This is a genomic window from Bacteroidota bacterium (genome assembly GCA_018831055.1).
Taxonomy (GTDB): Bacteria; Bacteroidota; Bacteroidia; order Bacteroidales; family B18-G4; genus M55B132.
The window spans coordinates 1-23,233 of the sequence record JAHJRE010000098.1 but is presented as its reverse complement, the minus strand read 5'-3'; the positions used below and the strand labels follow the sequence as shown (position 1 = coordinate 23,233).

Below are 23,233 nucleotides of genomic sequence, written 5' to 3'. Positions count from 1 at the left end.
ACTAAAATTTCATGTAAATTCACAGAAAAGCCTTTATGATCAAGCAAAAGAATTGAAACGGAATATGAATTCAATGACTGTTACCCTTAACAGATATACAGATTAGATGTGATCAGATCCAGAATACTTGTTGCTGAACTCTAGTGATGTGTAAAAAAGAGTTTGATTTTTAATATACAATTAACTTTCCATTCCTACCGTATTCATCAATAATGATATACATCCCAGGAGTAAGATTGCCTATTTCCACCTTGTCGGTTTTATTTCTCCAGGAAACCAATCTCCCTGAATAATCGTAAATTCTTATATCAGAGTTTTGAAATAGTCTGATGTTATCACCAGAGGCAGGATTGGGATAAAACATCAATTGCTGGTCTTTAGGATATTCAAATAAACCCAATCCCGAAGTGTTACTGTAACCTGGTGTAGGATAATTGAAAGTTTGCCAGTTCATTGCTGCATTTGGATATCGTCCGTATGAGATATCGGTTTCCTGTATCCCATAACTTAACGAGTCTATAACGGGATATCCCATTTCTTCGGGTCCGAATATCCCAATCTGTTCACCATCTTTATCCAGTTTATACGTTGCATGAAAAGGTCCTTGTTCAGGTTGGTCATCAGCCCAGATCAGAAGATAACTGTCGGGAGCGAGGGTATAATCGGGGAATTGCCATTTATCGGGATTTTCCAGGTTGTCGGTTAAGAACAAATTTCCAAGCCAGACAGGTTCAGTCCCGGCATTATAAATTTCCACCCAATCGTCAAATTCTCCGTATTCATCCGCAATGGTGGTGGCATTACTGGCCATAAATTCGTTGATAAATAGTTCGGGGATCACAGGACTGCCAACAAGGATGTTGCGAGGTTCGCAATAGAGGTAACTTATGTTTCCCATATCATCGGTACATCTTATGTTAACGCCAATCTGGGCTTCGGAGGTGAATACACCCGCAGAAGCTCCAAAAATGCCATCGCCGGCTTCAAAATCATGATGTAAACCATCATCAAGCATAGGAACTTCCTGTATAGGATTTACATCTCCCGATAGTTCCAGGATGACTTCAGCAAGCGATCGGTCATCCATTGCGTAAGCTCTCATCCATATTTCCTGGTTGGTGATGGCGGGTGTATGGTTAAAATAGTTTATAACGGGGCTGATGTCGTTAATAACGATTTGATTCAGTGTTGCCTGTCTTCGTTGGGAAATATAAGGTTCCAGTCCGACAGGAACATGAGCACCCAGAGATTGGGTATACGAATTCAGGAAGTCTGTTGTACTATAACCATAATCCTGTGGATAATATGGGTCATTGGCCACTGAGGGATAGATTTTATCCCTTATATCTTCAATCTGTGGGAAAAATGAAGCCGGGTTGGCGAGGCTGTCTGAAAAAATGTTCAAATAGTAGGAGTAAATGTCCCGGTATCGCTGAACCTGAAGGATTCTTTCAAACAGGGGCCTGTTTTCCTGAGATTGTTCCCAGGAATATACATCGCGGGTTGACCAGTCGATACCAAACCAGTCAATTCCGAAGGTATTATCCAGATCGTAGGGAATATATTCGAATTGACCGCTGGCAGTATTATGATACAGGTAGAAGTTATTTTTATTGAATATATACCCATCCCAATTGGCAGTGGATACATCCGAAGCCATTATTTTAAGGTAGTCAAAGACATTAAAGACCTTTTCTATTTCGCAGGGGAATTCATTGATTGGAGTGTTATTGAGGACATCGATAAAATGAGTGAGATCGGAATAGTCATCAAGGCTTTCATTTGTTTTCAGTTCGTAAGCTCTGCGGCCGTTTTCTTCAAATTTGTATAGGTTGGGGTTTGTTCCCAGATAATTCAGGTCGGCCGGCCAGAGGCATTTATATAGATTCCCGTCGTTATTACCAAATCGACTCAGGACAAACTCTTCATCGATATGTTCCACATTTATATACAAACCATAGAAGCTGTCGTTAATATAGACTTCTACATGGTTGGAACGGGGTGCAGGAACCCCCAGTTCCCTCAACAGGTCCCAGCATAATTTTGAACGTATTACAGAGGGGTCATTATGTTCTCCGTTAAGGTTCATTTTTTCAATACCATAGTATTTTCTACCGGGAATGAAAGTGTTGAACGATACTTTAAAGGATTTTTTAGCTGCCCATCTGGAAGTATTTCCTCTCAGGCGGAAACCCACATTATCAGCGGTATCTCTTATAGTTCCGTTATCAAAAACAAAAGTAGCCGGATACTCATGATCACTTTCCGGGTATTCGTAGATAAGGAGTAATGAATCCGGATGTATCAGGATATCGATCCTGGGGATATTTACATCTGAATAAACCATTCCGGGTTCCGGGAATGCTGGTTGGGATGTAGAAATCAAAGGGAGGGTGTAAAATGTCATTATGGCAATCCAGCTGAAAAAGGCATATTTGGTTTTCATGGGAGTAGATTATGAATGGTTATTTGCTGTAAAGGTAGGGAAAAGTTAAAAGAGTTATCTTTTGTTCGGGATTTGGGGTATCCAGTTTTCAGCTGAGTTAAGTTGAAGGTCCCGGCATGCGCCGGGATGTCCCGGTTTTCACTGGGATGTCCCGGTTTTCACTGGGATGACCCGGTTTTCACCGGGATGTCCCGGTTTTCACCGGGATGACGGGCCGGAGGGGAAAAAAAGGGAGCGGCGGCGGCCGAAGGCCGCCGCCACTGTTTTCTATTATGCGGTACCGCGTCATCCCGGCGCAAGCCGGGATCTGTTTCCTCGTCACCCCGGCGTAAGCCGGGGCACCCCGGCGTAAGCCGGGGCACCCCGGTGGAAACCGGGGCACCCCGTTGAAAACCGGGGCAACACCCCAGCACATCCACGAGATCCCGCTTTCGCTTCGCTCAGCGGGATGACGGCATCCCCGTATGATCAGAAAGGGCTTCGGGCGGCGGGCGAAGCCCGCCGCCCGAAGCTTTTATTTGTTAGGCATCCCGCCATCATCCCGGCGTAAACCGGGATCTGTTTCCTCGTCACCCCGGCGCAATCCGGGACATCCCTGCATAAAACAGAATCCCTCACTACCAATTTATGCCTCTTAATCCATATTTTCTCCCTGCACCGTGCTTCATATTTACATTATCCCTAACTTTATTTGCAGAAAACTGGATACTGTATGCCTGAAATGATAGATAACCGAAAGGTTTTTACCTTGCTGGAGGTGGCTATGAGCATCAAAAAGACTATTAGTGATCGCTATGGCTCCTCTTTTTGGGTAAAAGCAGAAATGAACAAACTGAACTTTTACAGGCATTCGGGTCATTGTTACCCGGACCTTGTCGAAAAAAAAGAAGGGAAACAACTTGCTCAGATGAGGGCTATCATATTTTCAGGCGATTTTTTCAGAATTAACCAGGTCTTCCTGAAAGAGGCCAAAGAACCTTTAAAAGATGGAATTACCATCCTTTTCAATGCAAGGATCATTTTCGATGAAAACTATGGCCTCAGCCTTCGCATTCTGGATATCGATCCTTCATTTACACTTGGACAACTGGAAAAGGAAAAGCATGAGACAATAGAAAAGTTGAATAGGGAAGGCAAATTTAACCTCAACAAAAAACTCGTTTTACCCTTACTGCCACAACGTATTGCTGTTATTTCAGTGGAGACCAGCAAAGGTTATTCTGATTTTCTGAGTGTTCTCGACCGTAATCCCTGGGGATATAAGTTTTTTCATATGCTGTTTCCTTCCATTCTGCAGGGAGAAAAGGCTATTGAAGGGATAACAGGACAATTGCGCAGGATACAAAAAATTGCTCATCACTTTGATGCTGTCGCAATTATTCGTGGCGGTGGAGGTGATGTAGGACTTTCCTGTTATAACGATTACAATCTGGCAGCGATGGTTGCAGAATTTCCTCTTCCCGTTCTCACCGGAATAGGTCATTCCACCAACGAAACCGTGGTGGAATTGGTAGCAAACAGGAACAATATTACCCCAACGGAACTTGCTGATTTCCTGATACAGAAATTCCACGATTTCAGCGTTCCACTGGAAGAAAACAAGAAATCTCTGCTGCAGATCAGGGATTTTTTTCCTGCAGAATACCGGAGGCAGGATGAAACCATACGTTGGATAATCCGTGATTCACGTAACCGGATACGTTTTGCATCATCAACACTGGTGGGAAATGTCAAAGAACTCAGGTCTCAGGTAATCAGGAATGTGAGAGAACGTTCCTACGCTTTAAGAGACTTTTTGAATCAACTGCGAAGGATGCCTGTAGACTTCCTGGAAAATGAAAAAGACAAGATTAGTGCCCAAAACGGTTTCCTGGGTGAAGGTATTAAGTTCCAAATCCGGAATCTGAATACAGAGATAGATCATCTGGATAGTAAAATCAGGATGTTGGACCCGGAAAATGTTTTAAGGCGCGGATACAGTATAACCTTTTTTGATGGGAAAAGCATAAAGGATACCTCGGTATTGAAGCCGGGCGATCTTATCGTTACACGTCTTCTGAACGGAGAAATAAAAAGCAAAGTGGAAAAATAAAACCTTACCATGGAAAAAAAACCGAACTATACAGAGGCTTTTAGTGAGCTTGAAGCCATTGTGCAGGAGATCAGCGAAGGTGAAATCTCTGTTGATGAACTATCTGGCAAGGTCAAAAGGGCTGCCGAACTGATTAAAATATGCAGAAATAAGCTGCGTACTACTGAAGAAAATGTGAATGAGATCCTGAAAGAATTAGAAGAAAAGGAGGGGTAGTTGGAAAATGTACCCGGAGCCGGGATCGAACCGGCACGAGAATTACCTCACTGGTTTTTGAGACCAGCGCGTCTACCTATTCCGCCATCCGGGCAATGATGGTGCTTTATCTTGAATTGTGCAGAACGTTTTTGGGATGGCAAAGATAAGGTTTTTTCATGATTCGGTGAACAGATTAATAGTTAATCATGTCGGGAAACGTAAAAAACGCTGTAGGTTTGCACCTGATTTCAAATATATTTTATGGAAAACCTCCGGAATATTGCCATCATTGCCCATGTTGATCACGGTAAAACCACCCTGGTCGACCGCATCCTTCACCAGGTCAGGCTGTTCAGAGAAAACCAGGATATGGGAGAATTGATCCTGGATTCTAACGAACTGGAAAGGGAAAGAGGGATTACAATTTTGTCGAAGAATGTTTCAGTGAGGTACAAGGGGGTAAAAATCAATATTATAGATACTCCCGGGCACTCTGATTTTGGTGGTGAAGTGGAGAGGGTCCTTAATATGACGGATGGCGTTTTGCTGGTTGTAGATGCCTTTGAAGGTCCCATGCCACAGACTCGTTTTGTGTTGCAGAAAGCTCTTGCTCTCGGTTTGAAGCCTGTAGTGGTAATCAACAAGGTAGATAAGCCTAATTGCGATCCGGAAGCTACCCATGATGCCATTTTTGATCTGATGTTTGCCCTGGATGCTTCCGAGGAACAGCTTAATTTCCCGACGGTCTTCGGATCTTCAAAACAGGGATGGATGTCGGACGATTGGAGCAACCCATCCGGTGATGTAAGCCATTTGCTGGATGTCATCCTGGAACATATACCCCCACCGGCATCCAGGCCGGGAACATTACAGATGCAGATCAGTTCATTGGATTATTCTTCATATCTTGGAAGGATAGCGGTAGGACGGATAGCCAGGGGAAAGATTAAGGCAGGTATGCAGGTTGCCCTGATAAAAAGGAATGGGAATGTGAACAAGTCTGTGATCAAAGAGCTCTATCGTTTTGAGGGGCTGGGAAAGGAAAAGGTGAAATGGGAATTGGAAGCCGGTGAGATCTGTGCCGTCCTTGGCCTGGAAAACTTTGATATCGGTGATACCATCACCGATGTGGATGATCCGGAGGCCTTGGCTCCCATCCTGGTGGATGAACCTACGATGAGCATGCTTTTTACCATTAACAACTCTCCTTTTTATGGCAAGGAGGGCATCTATGTCACTTCAAAGCATTTAAGGGAACGCTTGTTTCGGGAAACAGAAAAGAATCTTGCCCTGAGGGTAGAGGAGACATCTTCTCCCGATAGATTGCTGGTCTATGGCAGAGGCATTCTTCACCTTTCTATCTTAGTGGAAACCATGAGAAGAGAAGGGTATGAATTACAGCTTGGCCAGCCTCAGGTCATTATCCGTATCATCGACGGGACCAGGCATGAACCTGTAGAAATGTTAACCATTCATGTTGCAGAAAATTTTTCAGGAAAAGTGATAGAAGTGGTTACCCGCAGGAAAGGGGAGATCACGCATATTGGATCCAGGGGAGACAGGGTTATATTGGAATTTGAGATCCCATCAAGAGGATTGATCGGGCTTACTAACTCCATTCTTACGGTTTCCGAGGGTGAAGCAATCATTGCGCATCGTTTTAAAGGTTATGAACCCTGGAAAGGCGACATACAGGGCAGAAGGAACGGGGCTTTGGTGGCTATTGAAACAGGTACCAGTATAGCATATTCCATTGATAAATTGCAAGACAGGGGCAAGTTTTTTATCGATCCAAATGAAGAAGTATACGCCGGTCAGGTAATAGGCGAACATATCAGGCAGGAAGACCTGGGTATCAATGTTATTAAAACAAAAAAATTGACCAATATCAGGGCATCGGGTTCTGATGATAAAGCCATGATCATCCCGGCCGTAAAGTTTTCTTTAGAAGAAGCCATGGAGTATATCCGGGAAGATGAATATGTGGAGGTTACTCCCAAATCAATACGTCTCAGAAAGATTATTCTTGATGAACTGGAAAGAAAACGAATGAAGAAAAATGCAAAGTAATAGAGATTATGTCTTCAAAAAATCCCTTAATATGTTTGTATCTCCGTGAATTAAGCTATAACTTTGCACCCCAATATTTTTAATCATGCCCAAAAAGAATCTGGTCAGTATTTTTGCAGGAAGAGCCACCAAGTACCTGGCTGAAAAGATTGCCGAAAGCTATGGTTCAGAGCTTGGCGATCTGACCTGTACCGTTTTCTCCGATGGTGAATTTCAGGCATATTATGAAGAGAATATTCGTGGACGGGATGTATTTCTGGTTCAGTCGACATTCCCGCCGGCCGATAATCTTTTCGAGTTGCTTATGATGGTAGATGCAGCACGCAGGGCTTCAGCCAAAAACATAGTAGCAGTTATTCCCTATTTCGGTTATGCACGTCAGGATCGCAAGGATAAACCCAGGGTATCCATAACAGCCAAACTGGTATCCAACCTTCTGACAGCAGCGGGAGTAACAAGGGTAATCACCATTGATCTGCATGCAGATCAGATCCAGGGATTCTTTGATGTTCCTGTTGATCACCTGTTTGCATCTTCTATTTTTGTTCCCTATCTTAAGAAGCTTGATCTTCCCAACATGATCATGGCTTCCCCTGATACGGGAGGAACCCGAAGGGCTGCCAATTATGCAAAAGTCCTTAATACAGGTTTTGTTATATGTTACAAACAGCGCCGTAAACCCAATGAAATTGACACCATGGACCTGGTTGGCGAAGTAGAGGGCAAAGATGTTATACTTGTTGATGATATCATCGACACAGCAGGGTCGATTACACGTGCTGCAAATCTGATTATGGACAAGGGAGCCAACAGTGTAAGGGCTATTTGTACACATCCTGTTTTTTCCGGACAGGCTTATGAAAAGCTGGAAGCATCACCATTTAAAGAAATCGTTGTTACCGATACGATCCCTCTGAGACGCGAAAGCAGTAAAATCAGGGTGTTGTCAACAGCAGATTTATTTGCCGACGTGATATTACGTGTAGAGAACAAAAAATCAATTAGTTCGTTATTTAAATTTTCGGATAAATAAACCCACATTTTTTTTTTTAACAATTAAACCTTATGAAAACAGTATCATTGAGCGGTTCTCCAAGAGAGAACGTAGGGAAAAAAGATGCTAAGAAAAACCGTATGGAAGGGAAGGTACCTTGCGTTATTTACGGTGGTAAAGAGCAGGTACATTTTTCCATGGACGAGAAGAATTTTAAAAAGATTCTTTTTACAACCGATGTTTATATCATTGAATTTGATATTGCAGGAAAGAAATTCCGCACTATCCTGCAGGATATTCAGTATCATCCGGTAACAGATAAAGTACTTCATGCAGACTTCCTGGAAGTTACCCAGGATAATCCTGTTAAATTGGCCATACCGGTTAAAATTACAGGATCGGCACCTGGAGTTATCAAGGGTGGTAAGTTGATCCAGAAGATGCGCAAACTAAAGGTTAAAGGTTTGATTGATAGCATTCCTGAGTCTTTTCCGATTGATGTTTCCAGCCTTGATATTGGTCAATCCGTAAAAATCAGGGATCTCTCTTTTGAGAATATTCAGATCCTGGAATCACCATCAGCAGTTGTTGCTGTTGTTAAGACTACCAGGGCTGCCGCTGCCGGTACCGGTGCAGAGGAAGAAGCTGAAGGAGAGGAAGCTGAGAAAAGTGAATAATGAAATTCCTCATTGCAGGATTGGGGAACATTGGTTCTGAATACTCCAATACCCGTCATAATATTGGTTTTATCCTGGCGGATGCATTGGCGCTGGCAGCCGGAGCTGTTTTTAAGACAGAGCGCTATGCTGATGTCGCCCGCATCCGCTACCGGGGTAAAACTCTGATTGTTATCAAACCTTCCACATACATGAATCTGAGTGGAAAGGCGGTAAGGTATTGGATGCAAAAAGAGAATATTGTAGAAGAGCAACTTCTGGCGGTGGTTGATGATATTGCACTTCCTACCGGTGCTTTGAGAATGAAAGCTAAGGGTGGTGATGGCGGCCACAATGGTTTGCAAAGTATCATTGAATACCTTGGGTCAGAAGCTTTTCCCCGTTTGAGGATTGGCATAGGCAATGATTTCGCACAGGGTTCACAGGTTGATTATGTGTTAGGAAAATGGACGAAACCCGAAGAGGAAACAATGCTTAAAAAAATCCCTGTAGCTGTTGAGATGGTGAAAAGCTTTGTTGCAAATGGTCTGGAAAGGACCATGAATCAATACAACGAATAAGGGAATATCAAACTCAGAGCCTTGGCATTTTAAGCCTGTCTCTGACTATATTTCCGATATTTTCAACGTTTACCCTGTCCTGTTTCATAGTATCCCTCTCACGAATGGTAACAGTATTGTCTTCCAGGGTCTGATGATCAATGGTAATGCAATAGGGCGTTCCGATGGCATCATGCCTTCGGTAACGCTTCCCGATAGAATCCTTTTCCTCGTAATGGCACATGAAATCATACTTCAGTGTGTCCATGATCTCCCTTGATTTTTCAGGAAGTCTGTCTTTATTTACCAGTGGAAATACGGCTACTTTTATGGGAGCCAGGAAAGGGGGAATTCGCATAATCACCCTTTCAGAACCGTCTTCAAGTTTTTCTTCCTGATAAGCATAACTGATAAGAGCCAGGAATGTACGATCCAGTCCGATGGATGTTTCGACAACATAAGGGACATAGCTTTCGTTGGTTTCCGGATCAAAATACTGGATTTTTTTACCGGAATGCTTCTGATGAGCACCCAGGTCAAAATCGGTACGGGAATGTATGCCTTCCAGTTCCTTGAAACCCATTGGGAAATTAAATTCTATATCAAAAGCTGCATTGGCATAATGGGCCAGTTTTTCATGTTCATGCAGTTTGTATTGGTCACGGGGTATGCCCATATTGTAATGCCATTTCAGTCTTTGTTCCTTCCAGTAATGGAACCATTCCATCTCTGTTCCGGGTTTAACAAAAAACTGCATCTCCATCTGTTCAAATTCCCTCATCCTGAAGATGAATTGCCTGGCAACAATTTCGTTTCGGAAAGCTTTTCCTGTTTGAGCAATTCCGAAGGGCAGCTTCATTCTTCCTGTTTTCTGCACGTTCAGGTAATTTACGAATATGCCCTGGGCTGTTTCCGGGCGAAGATAAATAGTGCTGGCACCTTCGGCACTTGCACCCAATTGTGTGGCAAACATAAGGTTAAACTGCCGCACGTCAGTCCAGTTGCGTGTACCGGATATAGGGCACACAATCCCGAGGTCTTCAATGAGTTGCTTTATTTCTGGCAAGTCTTCATTTTCCAAAGACTTATAAAGTCTGTCCTTAATGTTTTGCAGCTGAACGAAATATTCAAGGACCCTGGGATTGGTTTCAATAAACTTGGTTTCATCAAAAGCATCTCCAAATCTTTTAGCGGCTTTTTCCACTTCTTTCTGGATCTTGGCTTCAATTTTAGCACAATGATCTTCCACAAGCACATCCGCCCGGTATCTTTTTTTCGAATCCTTGTTATCAATGAGAGGGTCATTAAAGGCATCCACATGTCCTGAAGCTTTCCATACAGTTGGATGCATGAAAATAGCCGAATCAATGCCCACGATATTATCGTGGTATTGGACCATGGATTTCCACCAGTAATCTCTGATATTACTTTTTAATTCAGCCCCATTCTGTCCATAGTCGTAAACTGCGCTGAGTCCGTCATAAATCTCACTCGACTGGAATATGAATCCATATTCCTTGGCATGGGCGATAACTTTTTTAAAAAGATCGTCGTTTGGCATAAAATTATGGTTAGGCAGATTTGAGGTGCAAAAATAGGAATTTGCCTGACACTAAGGCAAACTTGCTATAAAAGCTGAATATATATTACCATATAATTGTCCTTCTTTCCCACCGAGGCTGTTCCATGTTTCATAAATCTTATCTATACGGTTTTCGGGTGAAGGATGTGTGCTGAGGAATTCAGGGATTCCAGGAGCTGTATCGAGTTTTTCAAAGAAGCCGGCTATACCTCTTGCGTCGTATGAAGTTTCATAGAGGTATCTGACCGCATATTCATCGGCTTCGTATTCGTGATCGCGGCTGAAAGCCAGGTTTCCAAGGCCCAGAGCAAGGTCAGCTGCTACATCAACAAGGATATTGGAGTTCTGCCCAAGCAACACTCCTAACAGGATCTGTATTCCGTAAACCTTGGTAAGTGTATTGGTTGAATGCCGTCGTGCCGCATGTGCCATTTCATGAGCCATGACCCCGGCAAACTGGGCTTCATTGTCGAGGAATTTGATAAGTCCTGTATAAAAATACAGATATCCGCCAGGAGCAGCAAACGCATTTAATACCGTATCGTTTTGAATGATCTTCACTTGCCAGAGAAAGGTGTCATCGTAACCGACAAGTCCTGTGCTTAGTATAGAATCCCGGATTCTGGTGATGTGAAAATAGGCGTCCGGATAGTTCGTTTCGCTGAGAAGCGGATATTGAGCCGGATTATTCTTTATCTCCTGATCAAGCTGATCACCGAAAGCCATGTCGTCTTCCACGGTAAAGAGATTAATAGTACCGGGGCTGTCTTCGTCTTTTTGACAGGATTGAAGGGTAAAAAAAACAATAATTATCAGAATGGGGAAATATCTGAGTGTTGTTTTCATAATAAAATGATTTTATTTACAAATATATCTCAAATTCACAGATTTTCCACCTAAAGGAATTGATATCAGGAAAGACTTCCGGTATCATCTTTTTTCTGGGAAATGTATTTACCTACCAGGATAGCTACAATTATGGTAAGGTATATCTGGCCAATTACTGCCAGCATAACCGCTACCATTTGTGTTTGTGGGATGGCAGGAGTAATATCGCCATAACCGACGGTTGCCATAGTCACAAAACCGAAATAAAGGAAATCGCTCACGGTGAGAGGTAAACTGCCACCTCCATCAAAGGCTCCCGGATAAAGACTGTTGAGGGCAGTAAATAATAGTGCTCCGTTAATTCCCATTAAAAGGTAAATACTCATGCAAACCAGGAAAACATTCTGGTTAATGGTCTGCTGCCTGAAAAGGTACCCAAATAACACCAGGGTAACGTAAATAAAAAACCCGAACAAAAGAAAATAACTAACAGCCGATACGAAATCCTTGTGCTGAGGGATAAGATATTCAGTCCAGGTAAGAATAATAACCGTAAAAATTACGAATACAGGAACTATATTCTTTTTTCTTTTATCGTAAATGATAAATATTGTACTAAATAGAATAATAGTAAACAGGATGCTGATAAATATGTGTTTAACAAATTCTCCATCAAGGAAAGGAGGGATGACCAGAAAGGAAACCAGAGCTAAGAACAGGTGAAGATAAGTATTCCTGAACATGGTTTATTTCAATTATAGGTTTAACATTGCCTTAATTCATGTTCCTGTAAAGTTATCAAATAATCCCGAATAAGTTGGTCTTATGGATGTATATTTGCAATAGAAACGTATTTAATCCATGATAATCAATAGGCTCAGATTTAGGAGCATGATAGTTTTTAACGTTTTAATACAAACGATATGAACATCAGGAAGACCTTTTCTTTAACAAAAATCATAGCGACGTTAGGGCCGGCAACATCGGATCCGGAGACACTTACTTCATTGATTGAAAATGGCGCCAGGGTTTTCAGGGTGAATTTCTCTCATGGTACTTTTGAGCAGTACCGGGAGATGATCAGAAATGTAAGAGAAACCAGCAAGATGCTGGGGATATACACTTCCCTGCTAGGCGATTTGTCGGGTCCAAAAATCAGGGTAGGAGAGATCCCTGGTAACGGGATATTCCTGAAACCCGGGATGATGGTAAGATTTTGTGATGAAGAGAATTCGCATACATCATTGGGTGCAGAAGCTGTCATTTGTTTTACAACCAGTTATCCTCCATTTACACGGGAAGTAAAACCTGGGCAAAGGGTTCTTCTGGATGATGGAAACCTGTTGCTTCAATGTGAGTCAAATTCAGATACGGATGTGATTTGCCGGGTAGTGAACGGTGGCTTGGTTACCACTCACAAAGGGATCAACCTTCCTGACACGGAACTATCGATTCCGGCTTTAACGCAAAAGGATTATCACTGCATTGATTTTGCCGTGGAGCAGGGATTTGATTTTCTTGCATTAAGTTTTGTCAGACAGGGAGAAGATGTAAGACTATTAAAGCAACGCCTGACTGAGCTGAAAGCCAGGCCGGGCGTTTCCTGGCCGGGACCCTCGACGAATCCTGTTATTCCGCCAACGGCTAAGGATTTTGAGGGATTTATTCCGGTTATCAGCAAAATCGAAAAACCTCAGGCTATTGATCACCTTATTTCTATCCTGGAAGAATCAGATGGTATTATGGTTGCCCGCGGTGATCTTGGTGTTGAGATGGACCTTGCCGAAGTTGCAGTCCACCAGAAAAATATCATACGGCTCTGCCGCCAATATGGAAAACCGGTGATTGTGGCAACTCAAATGTTGCAGACTATGATAGAATCACCGGTACCCACACGGGCGGAGGTTTCCGATGTTGCTAATGCGATCTTTGATGGAGCCGATGCTGTAATGCTTTCAGGGGAAACTGCCGTAGGGAAATATCCGGTTGAAACCGTGAAAATGATGAACCGGATAGCCCGTAAAGCCAATGATTATATTCGTTCTCTTGACAGTCATCCCCTGATTCCGTTTAAACCCCTTGAAGAACATAACCGAAGCGCTGCAATTGCTCATGGGGTGATAACCATGGTCAGGGATGTGGATGCAAGATTGATAATTGTATGGTCGCAATATGGTGGTGCCACCCTGTTCCTGTCTCAACATAAATTGCCTGTCCCCATTTTAAGCTTCAGCAATAACGAACGGACATTGCGCCAACATTCCCTGCTGTATGGGGTTCACGCTGTTTTTATGGATATGCCCTCCAGCGGAAGCCGTTTTATTGAAAATGTTGATCGTTTGATACTGAAAAACGTCTGGGCTCATAAAGGTGAACCAATAGTTATCGCATTAGGAGAACCTATTCACAGAGTTGGCATTACAAACAGAGTTGTTGTGCATTACGTAGGAGAAAGCGAACTTTAACCCTGTCCGCTAAAGCATCTGATCATTTAAGCTTTATTTCAACCAGGATTTCTCTTTCATGGCAATCGAAATGGGCATCTTTCCAGGATGGCGGACCAAACCGGCCTGCAGCATTATTTGAGAAACCATAGGGTTCAGACGGTATACCGAAACTCTTCGTGTCTAATTGCTGATTACTGTTCACATCATGAAACACTTTAATGGCATAAGAGCCATAAGGTATGCTGTCAATTACCCATTCCGATTTCCCCTCGTTTATATCCAATGCAGCGGCTTTGAAAGCCATGCCTGGTGTCATATAATTCTTTTCCGAATCGGAAACCGCTACCATTATCTTACCGCTGTCGGTAACAGCCCCATGAATAACTATCCTAAGGGTTGAAAGTGAATCAGAAAGGGCAAAAGCTGAAGAAAATGAGAAAAAAAGCAGCATTAAAAATATATTTCTCTTTATCATTCCATCACGATTTTTTGAATAGACAAACTTAATGTGAAAATGTTTACACCCTTTTTAATTTTTATGAGTATCGGGAAACATTAACACAAAGTTACAGGCGACAGGTTGCAAGCGACAACTCATCACTCATCACTCACACTACCTTTAGCCTGTAACCTGTTACCTGCAGCCTGAAACATGTTATTATTCTTTCCCGATACTCATTTTAAAGAATTAATGTTATCTTTGAGTGACTAAACGTTAGCAATTACATAGATGGAATTTGTCAGGAAACTGGGTTCAGTGGCTCTTGCCAACCGGGTAAAAGGCTTGTCGGATGCAATGATGAACGATATTATTCGCATTTATAAGGAAATGAATCTGGATTTTGAACCAAGATGGTTCACCGTTTTTCAGATCCTGTCGAAGAGAAATGCGGAAATTCCGATCACGGTTATTGCAGAGGAATTAAAAATAACTCACCCCGCAGTTATCCAGGTTGTGAATGTTCTGGAAGAAAAAGGCCTGGTTGAAAGCCGACCTGATACTGCTGATCACCGTAAAAGACTGGTAAGTCTCAGCGACAGTGGGAAAATACTGGCTCTAAGGATTTCCCCTGTCTGGTTGGATATACGGAGTGCACTCGATGATTTCCTCCTGGAAACAGAACCTGATTTTCTGAATATTTTGGAAAAGATGGAAATGGCCTTGCAGAAACAGTCTGTTTATAGCCGGATCAGATTTAAATTATCAGAACGTTTGGATGCTGAAATTAAACTTATTGAGCTGGACGAAGAATACCTTGATGATTTCAGGGTATTAAATCTTCAATGGCTTAATAGTTACCTTGAGGTTACTGATTATGACCGGAAAATCCTGGACGATCCTATCGGGGAGATTATTAGCAAGGGAGGTAAGGTATTTCTCCTGGTGCATAAGAATAATGTTGCAGGATGCTTTGCACTTTCACCGGTTGGAGATAATGCCACCGAGCTTCATAAGTTTGTTATTAGCCGCGAATACCGCGGATGGGGTCTTGGATATAAAATGCTGGATAAAGCAATAAAAATTTCCCTGAATTCGGGAGCTCAAGCCATTTACCTTTTTACACATGAAAAATTAAAAGCCGCTTCTGCATTATATAAGAAATACGGCTTCAGAGAAAGAGAGCCTTTACCGGGTATCAATGACGCTACAGGCCGTTTTTCTGTATTCATGGAGTATCTTCCTGAATCCCGGGAATGAGCTATCCCCCAATTATATATGCCTGAAATGATATACTTATCTTTATTTGTGGATCAAAACCATAGGTTCCTTCCTTGATGAAATCTTCGAGATTAATGGTTGCGGTGCCGTTGAAATAGTGAAAATCATTTCCCGTTCCGGTATAATTCTTTACTATAAAATCAAAAATTGCCGGGAAGGTTTTTCCCTGGTTTATTATATTGAGCTCTATCTGGTATTGCTGATCCGTGTTTTTATCATAGAGAATCTTGTTTATAGGGAAAAAACCTTCGATTCTGAAATAATCCCTGACCTTTTCTGTCCTTTCCAGCGTACTGTCAGGTATGAGACGTATATTTTGCATGTCTATTGCCGCGATGAATTCACCGGTTTCATAATTCAACTCAACCATATACTGTTTGGTTGACCTTTGCTCGGTTACACCCGACTTCACCCCGTAAACATCAAACCTCTGGTTTTTTATCTGGATTTGTTTTTGACCATGGATGCCTAAAGGCACTATGACTATACTTAAAATAATGATAGCAAGTGTTTTCATTATAATGGAATTTATTGTTAAAAATATGCATTTTTTTTGTTCAGTTCAAGGTTTGTGATTCATTCAGGCACATTTGTCAGATTCTTTTTACAAACTTTTATAAGGGTAAATTGTTAATAATAATCAGGAAATCACGGATATAAGCATTAAGTTATTGTAGTTTTAATAAATAGCAAGAATAGAATTCTATGACAAAAATAATCCCCGAAAATGAAAGATATTTCACCGATCATGGCTGGTTGAAATCGTACTGGTTATTTTCCTTTTCCGATTATTATGATCCGGGCAATATCCATCATGGTTCGCTTAGGGTTTTTAATGACGATTATGTAGATCCTCATTCAGGTTTTGCGACCCACCCGCACCGGGAGATGGAGATAATAACAATGGTCCTGGAAGGCGCCATAACCCACAAAGACAGTATGGGTAATGAGACAGTGATCCGTGCCGGAGAGGTGCAAAGCATGTCGGCCGGGACAGGTATTACACATTCGGAACACAACAGGGAAAATGAGGTATTGCACCTTTATCAGATATGGATATTCCCAGAGAAACAGGGTTTAAAACCATCATATGATCAAAAAGCATTTGATCCCTCTCTTTGGAGAAACAGCTTATACCCTGTCGCTTCAGGCCAGGGCAAAGAGGAGGCGGTGAGAATTAACGCCGATGCGACCATTTATAGATGTATTCTGGACAAAGGTAATATCCTGAAGCAGGATATTTCTGAAAACAGGCATATTCTCATTTATATCACCGAAGGAGAACTTGAGGTAAATGGACATACCGCCAAAGAAAATGATCAGATCAGGTTATCGGGAGAAACAGGTTTGAAGATCAAATCAAATCGGGAAGCTGATTTTGTATTAGTAGATGTATCTTAATTATATTGTTTTACGGTTATCAGAAATTCTTTGCAGCCAACAACCAGGTAAACTATCAGTATTGGAATAACGGATCCGGATGGGAATGAGATTGAGCTTCGGGAAATGGCAAGATTATTAAAACAAAAGTTTTCTCAGTACGCTAAACACTTCTTTTTCAGTAGGATAATCCCTGTTTCCCAGGAAGACTTCCGTGAAGTTTTCGGCGATTTCCTGCCCCTTTGTCCGGAAGATCATTTTTGATAGTTTGGGTTGATTATATAAAATACCAGCTAATCGTGTTGCAATTTTTAATTGTGGTAGAATTTTTAAACCAAGTTTATTCAAGTAAACTTTTTCAGACAGTCTTGGATCCAATCCGGATTCAATAATGGCTTCCGCTGCCATCCATCCGCTTTGAAGAGCATTGGATAAGCCTTCACCGACTACCGGATCCGCCAGGCCCATTGCATCGCCGGTTTTCAGAATACCTTGCACGGATATACTGTTAGCCCATGCCTGGTAAGGAATTGTATGTCCTTTGACAATAGTGGGTTTAACCTGATCAAGTTTGAGAAGCCGCAAATAATCGCCAAGAAGCCTGTTAAGGTTTGTCCTGGATTTTTTATTCACCACCAGACCAACGGAATAGGACGTTTTTTTTGGGAAAACCCATCCATAGCCACCCTTGTTCATATCCAGGTCAAAGCGGGCAAAGGGGAATAATTCATTGTCACTCATAGGGATTTCCGCTTCCAGGGCCGGCATCATCTCACGATAATTATGGAATCCGGTAATCAGCTGTTTATCTGCATCGGATTCAAAGAGTATCTTCCCAAGTGCACCGCTGGCAAGAACAACGACAGGAGCACAAAAAACCCCGCCGGTAGTGGTTATGAGGAAATCAATGTCTTTTTTTATACTCAGGACTTTGGTATTATCAACAAGTTCCGCTCCCTGGTTGACTGCCTGCATCGTTAGCCAATAGTCAAATTGTTCCCTCATGACCATCGTGATAATAGGCACATTCCGTTTGACTTCAAACATCAAGTTGTTTGCATGTATCCGAAACCCGGCCTGAAACGATTCACTTTCAATTATAGAGTCAGGTATTTCAAGCCCGGCGCTTTCCTTGAGCCAATTCCTTGTTCGATAAACCAACCCTCCTCCGCATGCTTTATATCTTGGTAATGTTTCTTTCTCCAGGATTAAGGTTTTTATACCTTTTCCTGCAAGGTTCATGGCAGCAAGGCTACCTGAAGGCCCCGCACCGATAATAGCAACATCAAACCTGTTTGGTAATAAGCGAGATATCATAACGGTTTGCGTGTATGTGCAGTAGCGGATTAGAAGCACTTTCCTGTCCGTTTAGCACAAATTTTCTTAGAAGCACAGACTTTCGATTTACCATTTCACCCACTATTGCCACATACACTCTGTTACAAGCTGGCCTTCTGTCCTCCGTCATTATCAAGCCCTGTCCAGTATAGGTTTTCGCTGTTTCTCTCCAACTACGTTTGTGTCGGTTGTGGGTGGCGAAAAAATAAAACACCGAAGGGAGGGAAGAAAAAATGAATTTCTTTTTGGGTTGGCGAAAAGCACACTCTTTTGCAAGCTTTGGTCTGTGCCTGGGTTTGTGCGGCTTGCAAATGTGTGTGCTTTTGTGCGTAGGCTTCTCATGCTAATAATTTCTCTAATTTCATTTTCCACTTTTCCCAGTCTTTCATTTCCTTAGTCTGTAAATCTATAAATTTCTGTGTATGGTCGTGATGTATTAAGTGACAAAGTTCATGTATAATCACATATTCAATACAGCCTTTTGGTGCTTTGATCAATTCAGGATTTAAGATGATTTTTCCTTTCGGAGTGCAGCTTCCCCAACGTGTCGGCATGTCACGTAAAACAATAGAACTAGGTTCAACTTTATGCTTTTTGAATTTGTCGATGAGTAGTGCTGCGATTGCATGAAACTTTGCCCTTGCATGTTGCAAGTACCAGTCATGCAATAAATCTTTAGCTCTTGATTTTTCGCTTGCAGTAACTACAATGAATTTCCCTTTTAATTTTACCGATTCTTCTTTATCAATTTGGATTTGTAAACGGTATTGCCTGCCTAAATATAAATGGGTCTCACCGCTAATGTATTTTCGTTTTGGTGTCTTTGGTTGAAAGGAAAGAAAGAAGCTTTGTTGTTTAATTATCCAAGGTGCTTTTTTCCTGATTTTTTCTTTTACTTTTTCAATAGTTATATCAGCCGGTGCTTTTACCAGCACCCCCATTTCAGGTGTCACAGTAATGCCAAGCGATTTCCTGTCTGAATATTCCAAACGAAAATCTATTGTTCTACTTCCAAATTGTATAGCTTCTGTCATCACTTGTAACGGATTTTAGCTACTTCAATACAATCTTCTGCAATCTTATCCATGTCTTTAAATGATAGGTCTAAACTGTATTTGTCTCTTACTTCATCAATGAGATAGTCGCCAATTTCAATCAGCAATTTTCCGGTGATGTTCGTTTTGTATTGCCAGTCGATAATGGGTTTCCCATTGTCTAAAACAGAATCTTGAATCAAGTCGTCAATTTGCAAAGCGGTTTGTGTTGCGACTTCTTTACGAACAATATTGTCTTGAATTTTCTCAGACAATGCCTCAACTGTCAAACCATAAAAGGCTTTGGCAACATCTCTGTCCTTCAATTGCTCTGGAATATCGTTGTCGGTATGAGCCAAAACATTGTTCATGATGTCTTGAACTCTGATCAGGTATTGGGCCTCACTGATTCGTTTTGCTTCATAGTCTGCAATGGTTTCTCTTAGCATTTGCGAAAACTTTTTATAGAAAGCAGGATCTTCATCCATTTTTTCCGTGATGTGCTTCGCTGTTCTGCTGGCAATCTTGTCCGCTTTTGCTGCTTTACCTGTTGTGTTTTCTACTTCCTGTTGAAATTTGTCTTTATCAAAGATGTTAACCAGTTCTGTGATGGTTTCAATTTTCTCTGTTGTAATGTGTGTGTCAATCAGTTTTTGAATTTGCCCTTCAAATTGTTTGTAGTCAATTTCATCACTGTAGCGTTCAACAACAGCCAAACGCAACTTAAGGAACATGGTCAAATCTTCTTTGTAGCGATTGATTACTTTTTCTTCTACTTCCTTATGAAATTGAATAGAGGATAATGCCAGTTTCAAACCCTTGGCAAAGGCTGCGAGTTTATCGTAAAACAAAACTCGTATCGCTTCATCTTTCAATAATTGTTGATATGCTTCTGCATCTCGCTTATTGGCAATGGTTTTGAAAATATCCCAAAGATCGGAATGCTTTTGCGGCAGCTTTTTGATTTCATCCGAAATGTTGGCTAGTGTTCCTGCCAAGTCTTCATCGTCAAAATCTTCAAAAGACGAATACATTTGCAATGCATCGTCCAGATTATCAATAACGCCATAGTAGTCAATGATGTATCCAAATTCCTTGTCTGGATAAATACGATTTACTCTTGCAATGGCTTGTAGAAGCTTATGGCTTTGAAGATTTCTGGTTAAATAAAGTACCGTGTTTTTAGGTTCGTCAAAACCTGTAAGTAGCTTGTCAACCACGATGATAATTTCAGGGTCTTTCTGATTTTTGAATCGACTAATAATGTTCTTCTCATAGCTTTTAGAATTGCCATGTTCATCCATCATCCTTTTCCAAAACTGATTTTCTTTCTCTGTTGATTTTTCATAGGCACTTTCTTCGCCTTCTCTTTCGTCAATTGAAGAGATTAGAACTTCGCTGCTTACAATACCAATTTCATCTAAGTACTCCTTATATTTAATGGCATTTACTTTTTTATCGCAAACCAACTGACCTTTAAATGGCGTTTTGCCTTGCCAGTTGTCACGGAAATGATAGCTGATGTCCCATGCTATCATCCTCATTTTTTGTTCGGCAGAGTTTAAGTGGTCGTATCGAGCAAACTTCTTTTTGATGTCGGCTCTTTGGTATTCAGTTAAAGGTTCTGAAACCATCCCGAAAAATGTGTCAATCTGACTCGCGTTAACGTCCTGCAAAGCCAATCTGCCTTCGTACAGCAATGGAACAACTGCTTTGTCATTCACTGCCTGGTCAACAGTATAAGCATCAATTACACCACCAAATTTTGCAGCGGTGCTTTTATCTTTCTTGAAAAGCGGTGTTCCGGTCATGGCAATGAAACATGCATTTGGCAATGTTTTCTGCATGTCTACATTGAAAGTTCCGTGTTGTGTGCGGTGACCTTCATCCACCAGAACAAAGATGTCGTGGCTTTCTAAGGGTTGATTGATTTTCTTTACTGCTGCCACAAATTTGTTGATGATGGTTGTCACTACTGCATCGCTTTTGCTTTCCAGTAATTCTACCAAACGTTGTCCAGTAGTGGCGTTTTCTACAAACTTGCCACACTTTCTGAACGTGCTCGTAATTTGGTTATCTAAATCGGTTCTGTCTGTTACCAATACAATTTTCGGATTCCGAATACTTGGTTCCATGGCAATGGCTTGAGCCAACATCACCATGGTCAAAGACTTTCCACTTCCTTGTGTATGCCAGATTACGCCTCCTTTTCGTTTACCATTCTCCACATTTCTGATGCGTTGCATGGATTTTTTAATGGCGAAAAACTGCTGATAACGGGCCACTTTCTTTTCTCCATTGTCAAACAAAACATAATTAAATATGATATCCATCAATCGTTCCGGGCGACACAAGCCGAATAAATAATTGTCTTGTTCGGTTGGCAGAATTTCCTCTTGTTCCAAAGCATCAAAGTATTGACGTACGTATTTGAATCGGTCTGAAAACAATTGTTCTTTTATTGAAACTGGCAGTGGTTTGTTTTTGAGTTCTTGTAGCTTGCCTTTGAAGTTTTTCTCTTCTTCACTGGTGCTGAATTTTTCTTGCCATTTTGCCCAAAACTTTTCCGTAGTGGCGTTGGTAGCATAAGCGGCTTCTTGTGTGGCAATGCTCAAAGTAAGTTGCGAATACACATACAAACTGCGGATTCCATCTTCCTGTTGATTACGCAAATGCTGACTGATAGCCTGTTTCAACGGCTCTTTCATGTCAGGACGTTTACACTCGATGATGCAAAGCGGTATACCATTTACAAACAATACTAAATCAGGACGGTAATGCTCTTTGCTGGTGCTTCGCATTACGCTGAATTCTTCGGTGACATGAAACACATTGTTGCTGATGTTTTTCCAGTCAATGTATTGAAATGTAAAACTCTTTTTGTCGCCATCTACACTTTGCTCCAATGCCTGACCCAAGGTGAGCAGGTTGTATGCTTTTTCACTGGCTGCAATATAGCCTTCGTTCATGGGAAGGTTCTTTAAAGCCAAAATCCCCCGCTCAATATTCTCATCTGTAAAAATGCTGGTTTTGGTAGCACTTACCCTTATGCTATTGATTTCCTTCAGTTGTTTCCGCAACACATCTTCCAGCAGCACATTGGTGGTTTTACCACCTCTTTGTCTGTCTGCTTCTGCGGGACTTAAATAGGTATAACCCAAATTCACCAGCATCTGCAATGCCGGAATCTGGCTGATATGGTCTTCTTTAAAACTTGGTGTTTCCATTACTTTGTTATTTCGTTTGTGTCATGTATAGAAAAGTGCGGTTTTCTATACATGTTGCCCTGCTCATGTGTAGTTTTTGCCGATTTTCTTTACATGAGTCAGTTTTTTTGCTGATATTTTGCCATCTTTTCATTTTGTAGCATCTCTACTCAAATAATTTACTCTATACATGTTTTCGAAACATGTATAGAAAAAGCCGTTTTTCTATACATGTTTTATTTGATTCACGTTTGACAATAGATTGTACAAGTCGGTATTGATGTAATAATTATCCCTGCCCAGCTTCACCTTTTGCACAATGCCAATCTGGTCGAGTTCGTCCAGATACTTGGTGGCGGTTAGGCGGCTTACCTCCAAATCGGTCATGATAAAATCAATTTTCGTGTAAGGGTGCTTGAACAGGTTGTTGATTAAATCCTGACTGTAGAACTTGGTGTTCTCCCTGATTTTCTTCTTGTGCTTCAGCATCAGGTTTTTTATCCCTTCAATGATTTTAATGGTTTGTAGAGAAGTCAGCTCAACACCATCAAGCATGTACAGCACCCATTCCTCCCAGGCATTTTCGGTTCTCACTTTTTGCAGCAAGCGGTAATAGTCGCCTTTGTTTTGATTGATGTAGCGGCTCAAATACAGGATGGGCAAATTCAATAGACCTTCTTTT

Annotated in this window: 19 protein-coding genes and 1 tRNA gene; 9 read left to right on the top strand and 11 right to left on the bottom strand. The window is 41.6% G+C overall.

Going from position 1 to position 23,233, the window contains the following annotated elements; translation table 11 throughout:
- Positions 1-169 precede the first annotated feature (169 nt).
- On the bottom strand, positions 170-2,446 hold the full coding sequence (locus KKA81_06130) for a CotH kinase family protein (protein MBU2650492.1): 2,277 nt from the start codon (positions 2,444-2,446) through the stop codon (positions 170-172).
- 712 nt (positions 2,447-3,158) lie between these two features.
- Here KKA81_06130 and xseA point away from each other — a divergent pair.
- Both xseA and xseB read left to right on the top strand, forming a co-directional pair.
- Positions 3,159-4,538: an exodeoxyribonuclease VII large subunit gene (xseA, locus tag KKA81_06125; GenBank protein ID MBU2650491.1), complete on the top strand. Its 1,380-nt coding sequence runs from the start codon at positions 3,159-3,161 to the stop codon at positions 4,536-4,538.
- Between the two features lie 9 nt (positions 4,539-4,547).
- The gene (gene xseB / locus KKA81_06120; GenBank protein ID MBU2650490.1) at positions 4,548-4,754 is read left to right on the top strand and encodes an exodeoxyribonuclease VII small subunit; all 207 of its coding nucleotides are present in this window, start codon (positions 4,548-4,550) and stop codon (positions 4,752-4,754) included.
- A 10-nt stretch (positions 4,755-4,764) separates the two neighbouring features.
- On the opposite strand, the gene KKA81_06115 is transcribed toward xseB, so the two are convergent.
- Positions 4,765-4,848: transfer RNA gene (locus tag KKA81_06115), tRNA-Leu, on the bottom strand.
- A 149-nt stretch (positions 4,849-4,997) separates the two neighbouring features.
- Between KKA81_06115 and typA the strand changes: the two genes are divergently transcribed.
- From typA to pth, 4 genes are all read left to right on the top strand, one after another.
- On the top strand, positions 4,998-6,806 hold the full coding sequence (typA, locus tag KKA81_06110; protein MBU2650489.1) for a translational GTPase TypA: 1,809 nt from the start codon (positions 4,998-5,000) through the stop codon (positions 6,804-6,806).
- An 85-nt stretch (positions 6,807-6,891) separates the two neighbouring features.
- Positions 6,892-7,839 carry a ribose-phosphate pyrophosphokinase gene (locus KKA81_06105; GenBank protein MBU2650488.1) on the top strand — a complete coding sequence of 316 codons (948 nt, stop codon included), beginning with the start codon at positions 6,892-6,894 and terminating at the stop codon, positions 7,837-7,839.
- Positions 7,840-7,871: 32 nt separating this feature from the next.
- A complete protein-coding gene (locus KKA81_06100; protein MBU2650487.1) occupies positions 7,872-8,477 on the top strand; it encodes a 50S ribosomal protein L25/general stress protein Ctc in 606 nt (201 codons plus the stop codon).
- On the top strand, positions 8,477-9,037 hold the full coding sequence (gene pth, locus KKA81_06095) for an aminoacyl-tRNA hydrolase (GenBank protein MBU2650486.1): 561 nt from the start codon (positions 8,477-8,479) through the stop codon (positions 9,035-9,037). The genes KKA81_06100 and pth overlap by 1 nt, the downstream gene beginning before the upstream one ends.
- Positions 9,038-9,050: 13 nt before the next feature.
- Here the strand turns inward: pth and KKA81_06090 are convergent, their stop codons facing one another.
- From KKA81_06090 to KKA81_06080, 3 genes are all read right to left on the bottom strand, one after another.
- On the bottom strand, positions 9,051-10,577 hold the full coding sequence (locus KKA81_06090; protein MBU2650485.1) for a glycine--tRNA ligase: 1,527 nt from the start codon (positions 10,575-10,577) through the stop codon (positions 9,051-9,053).
- Between the two features lie 51 nt (positions 10,578-10,628).
- On the bottom strand, positions 10,629-11,444 hold the full coding sequence (locus KKA81_06085; protein ID MBU2650484.1) for a M48 family metalloprotease: 816 nt from the start codon (positions 11,442-11,444) through the stop codon (positions 10,629-10,631).
- Between the two features lie 65 nt (positions 11,445-11,509).
- Positions 11,510-12,169: a hypothetical protein gene (locus KKA81_06080; GenBank protein ID MBU2650483.1), complete on the bottom strand. Its 660-nt coding sequence runs from the start codon at positions 12,167-12,169 to the stop codon at positions 11,510-11,512.
- Between the two features lie 180 nt (positions 12,170-12,349).
- Here KKA81_06080 and KKA81_06075 point away from each other — a divergent pair, with 180 nt between their 5' ends.
- Complete coding sequence (locus KKA81_06075; protein ID MBU2650482.1) at positions 12,350-13,891, top strand: pyruvate kinase; 1,542 nt, start codon at positions 12,350-12,352, stop codon at positions 13,889-13,891.
- 22 nt (positions 13,892-13,913) lie between these two features.
- On the opposite strand, the gene KKA81_06070 is transcribed toward KKA81_06075, so the two are convergent.
- Entirely contained in the window at positions 13,914-14,348 is a 435-nt protein-coding gene (locus KKA81_06070) for a DUF2141 domain-containing protein (protein ID MBU2650481.1), read from the bottom strand.
- A 255-nt stretch (positions 14,349-14,603) separates the two neighbouring features.
- Between KKA81_06070 and KKA81_06065 the strand changes: the two genes are divergently transcribed.
- A complete protein-coding gene (locus KKA81_06065) occupies positions 14,604-15,572 on the top strand; it encodes a bifunctional helix-turn-helix transcriptional regulator/GNAT family N-acetyltransferase (GenBank protein MBU2650480.1) in 969 nt (322 codons plus the stop codon).
- Between the two features lies 1 nt (position 15,573).
- Here the strand turns inward: KKA81_06065 and KKA81_06060 are convergent, their stop codons facing one another.
- Positions 15,574-16,110 (bottom strand): hypothetical protein, encoded by a 537-nt coding sequence (locus KKA81_06060; GenBank protein MBU2650479.1) that lies wholly within the window; start codon positions 16,108-16,110, stop codon positions 15,574-15,576.
- Positions 16,111-16,298: 188 nt separating this feature from the next.
- On the opposite strand from KKA81_06060, the gene KKA81_06055 reads away from it, so the two are divergent.
- Complete coding sequence (locus KKA81_06055) at positions 16,299-16,994, top strand: pirin family protein (protein MBU2650478.1); 696 nt, start codon at positions 16,299-16,301, stop codon at positions 16,992-16,994.
- 117 nt (positions 16,995-17,111) lie between these two features.
- On the opposite strand, the gene KKA81_06050 is transcribed toward KKA81_06055, so the two are convergent.
- The 4 genes from KKA81_06050 to KKA81_06035 form a co-directional block, all read right to left on the bottom strand.
- Entirely contained in the window at positions 17,112-18,290 is a 1,179-nt protein-coding gene (locus KKA81_06050; protein ID MBU2650477.1) for an NAD(P)/FAD-dependent oxidoreductase, read from the bottom strand.
- 359 nt (positions 18,291-18,649) lie between these two features.
- Complete coding sequence (locus tag KKA81_06045; protein MBU2650476.1) at positions 18,650-19,345, bottom strand: M48 family metallopeptidase; 696 nt, start codon at positions 19,343-19,345, stop codon at positions 18,650-18,652.
- Positions 19,345-22,572: an HsdR family type I site-specific deoxyribonuclease gene (locus tag KKA81_06040; GenBank protein ID MBU2650475.1), complete on the bottom strand. Its 3,228-nt coding sequence runs from the start codon at positions 22,570-22,572 to the stop codon at positions 19,345-19,347. Before KKA81_06040 ends, KKA81_06045 begins: the two co-directional genes overlap by 1 nt.
- 204 nt (positions 22,573-22,776) lie before the next feature.
- A partial coding sequence (locus tag KKA81_06035; protein MBU2650474.1) for a Fic family protein occupies positions 22,777-23,233 on the bottom strand: 457 nt, incomplete at its 5' end.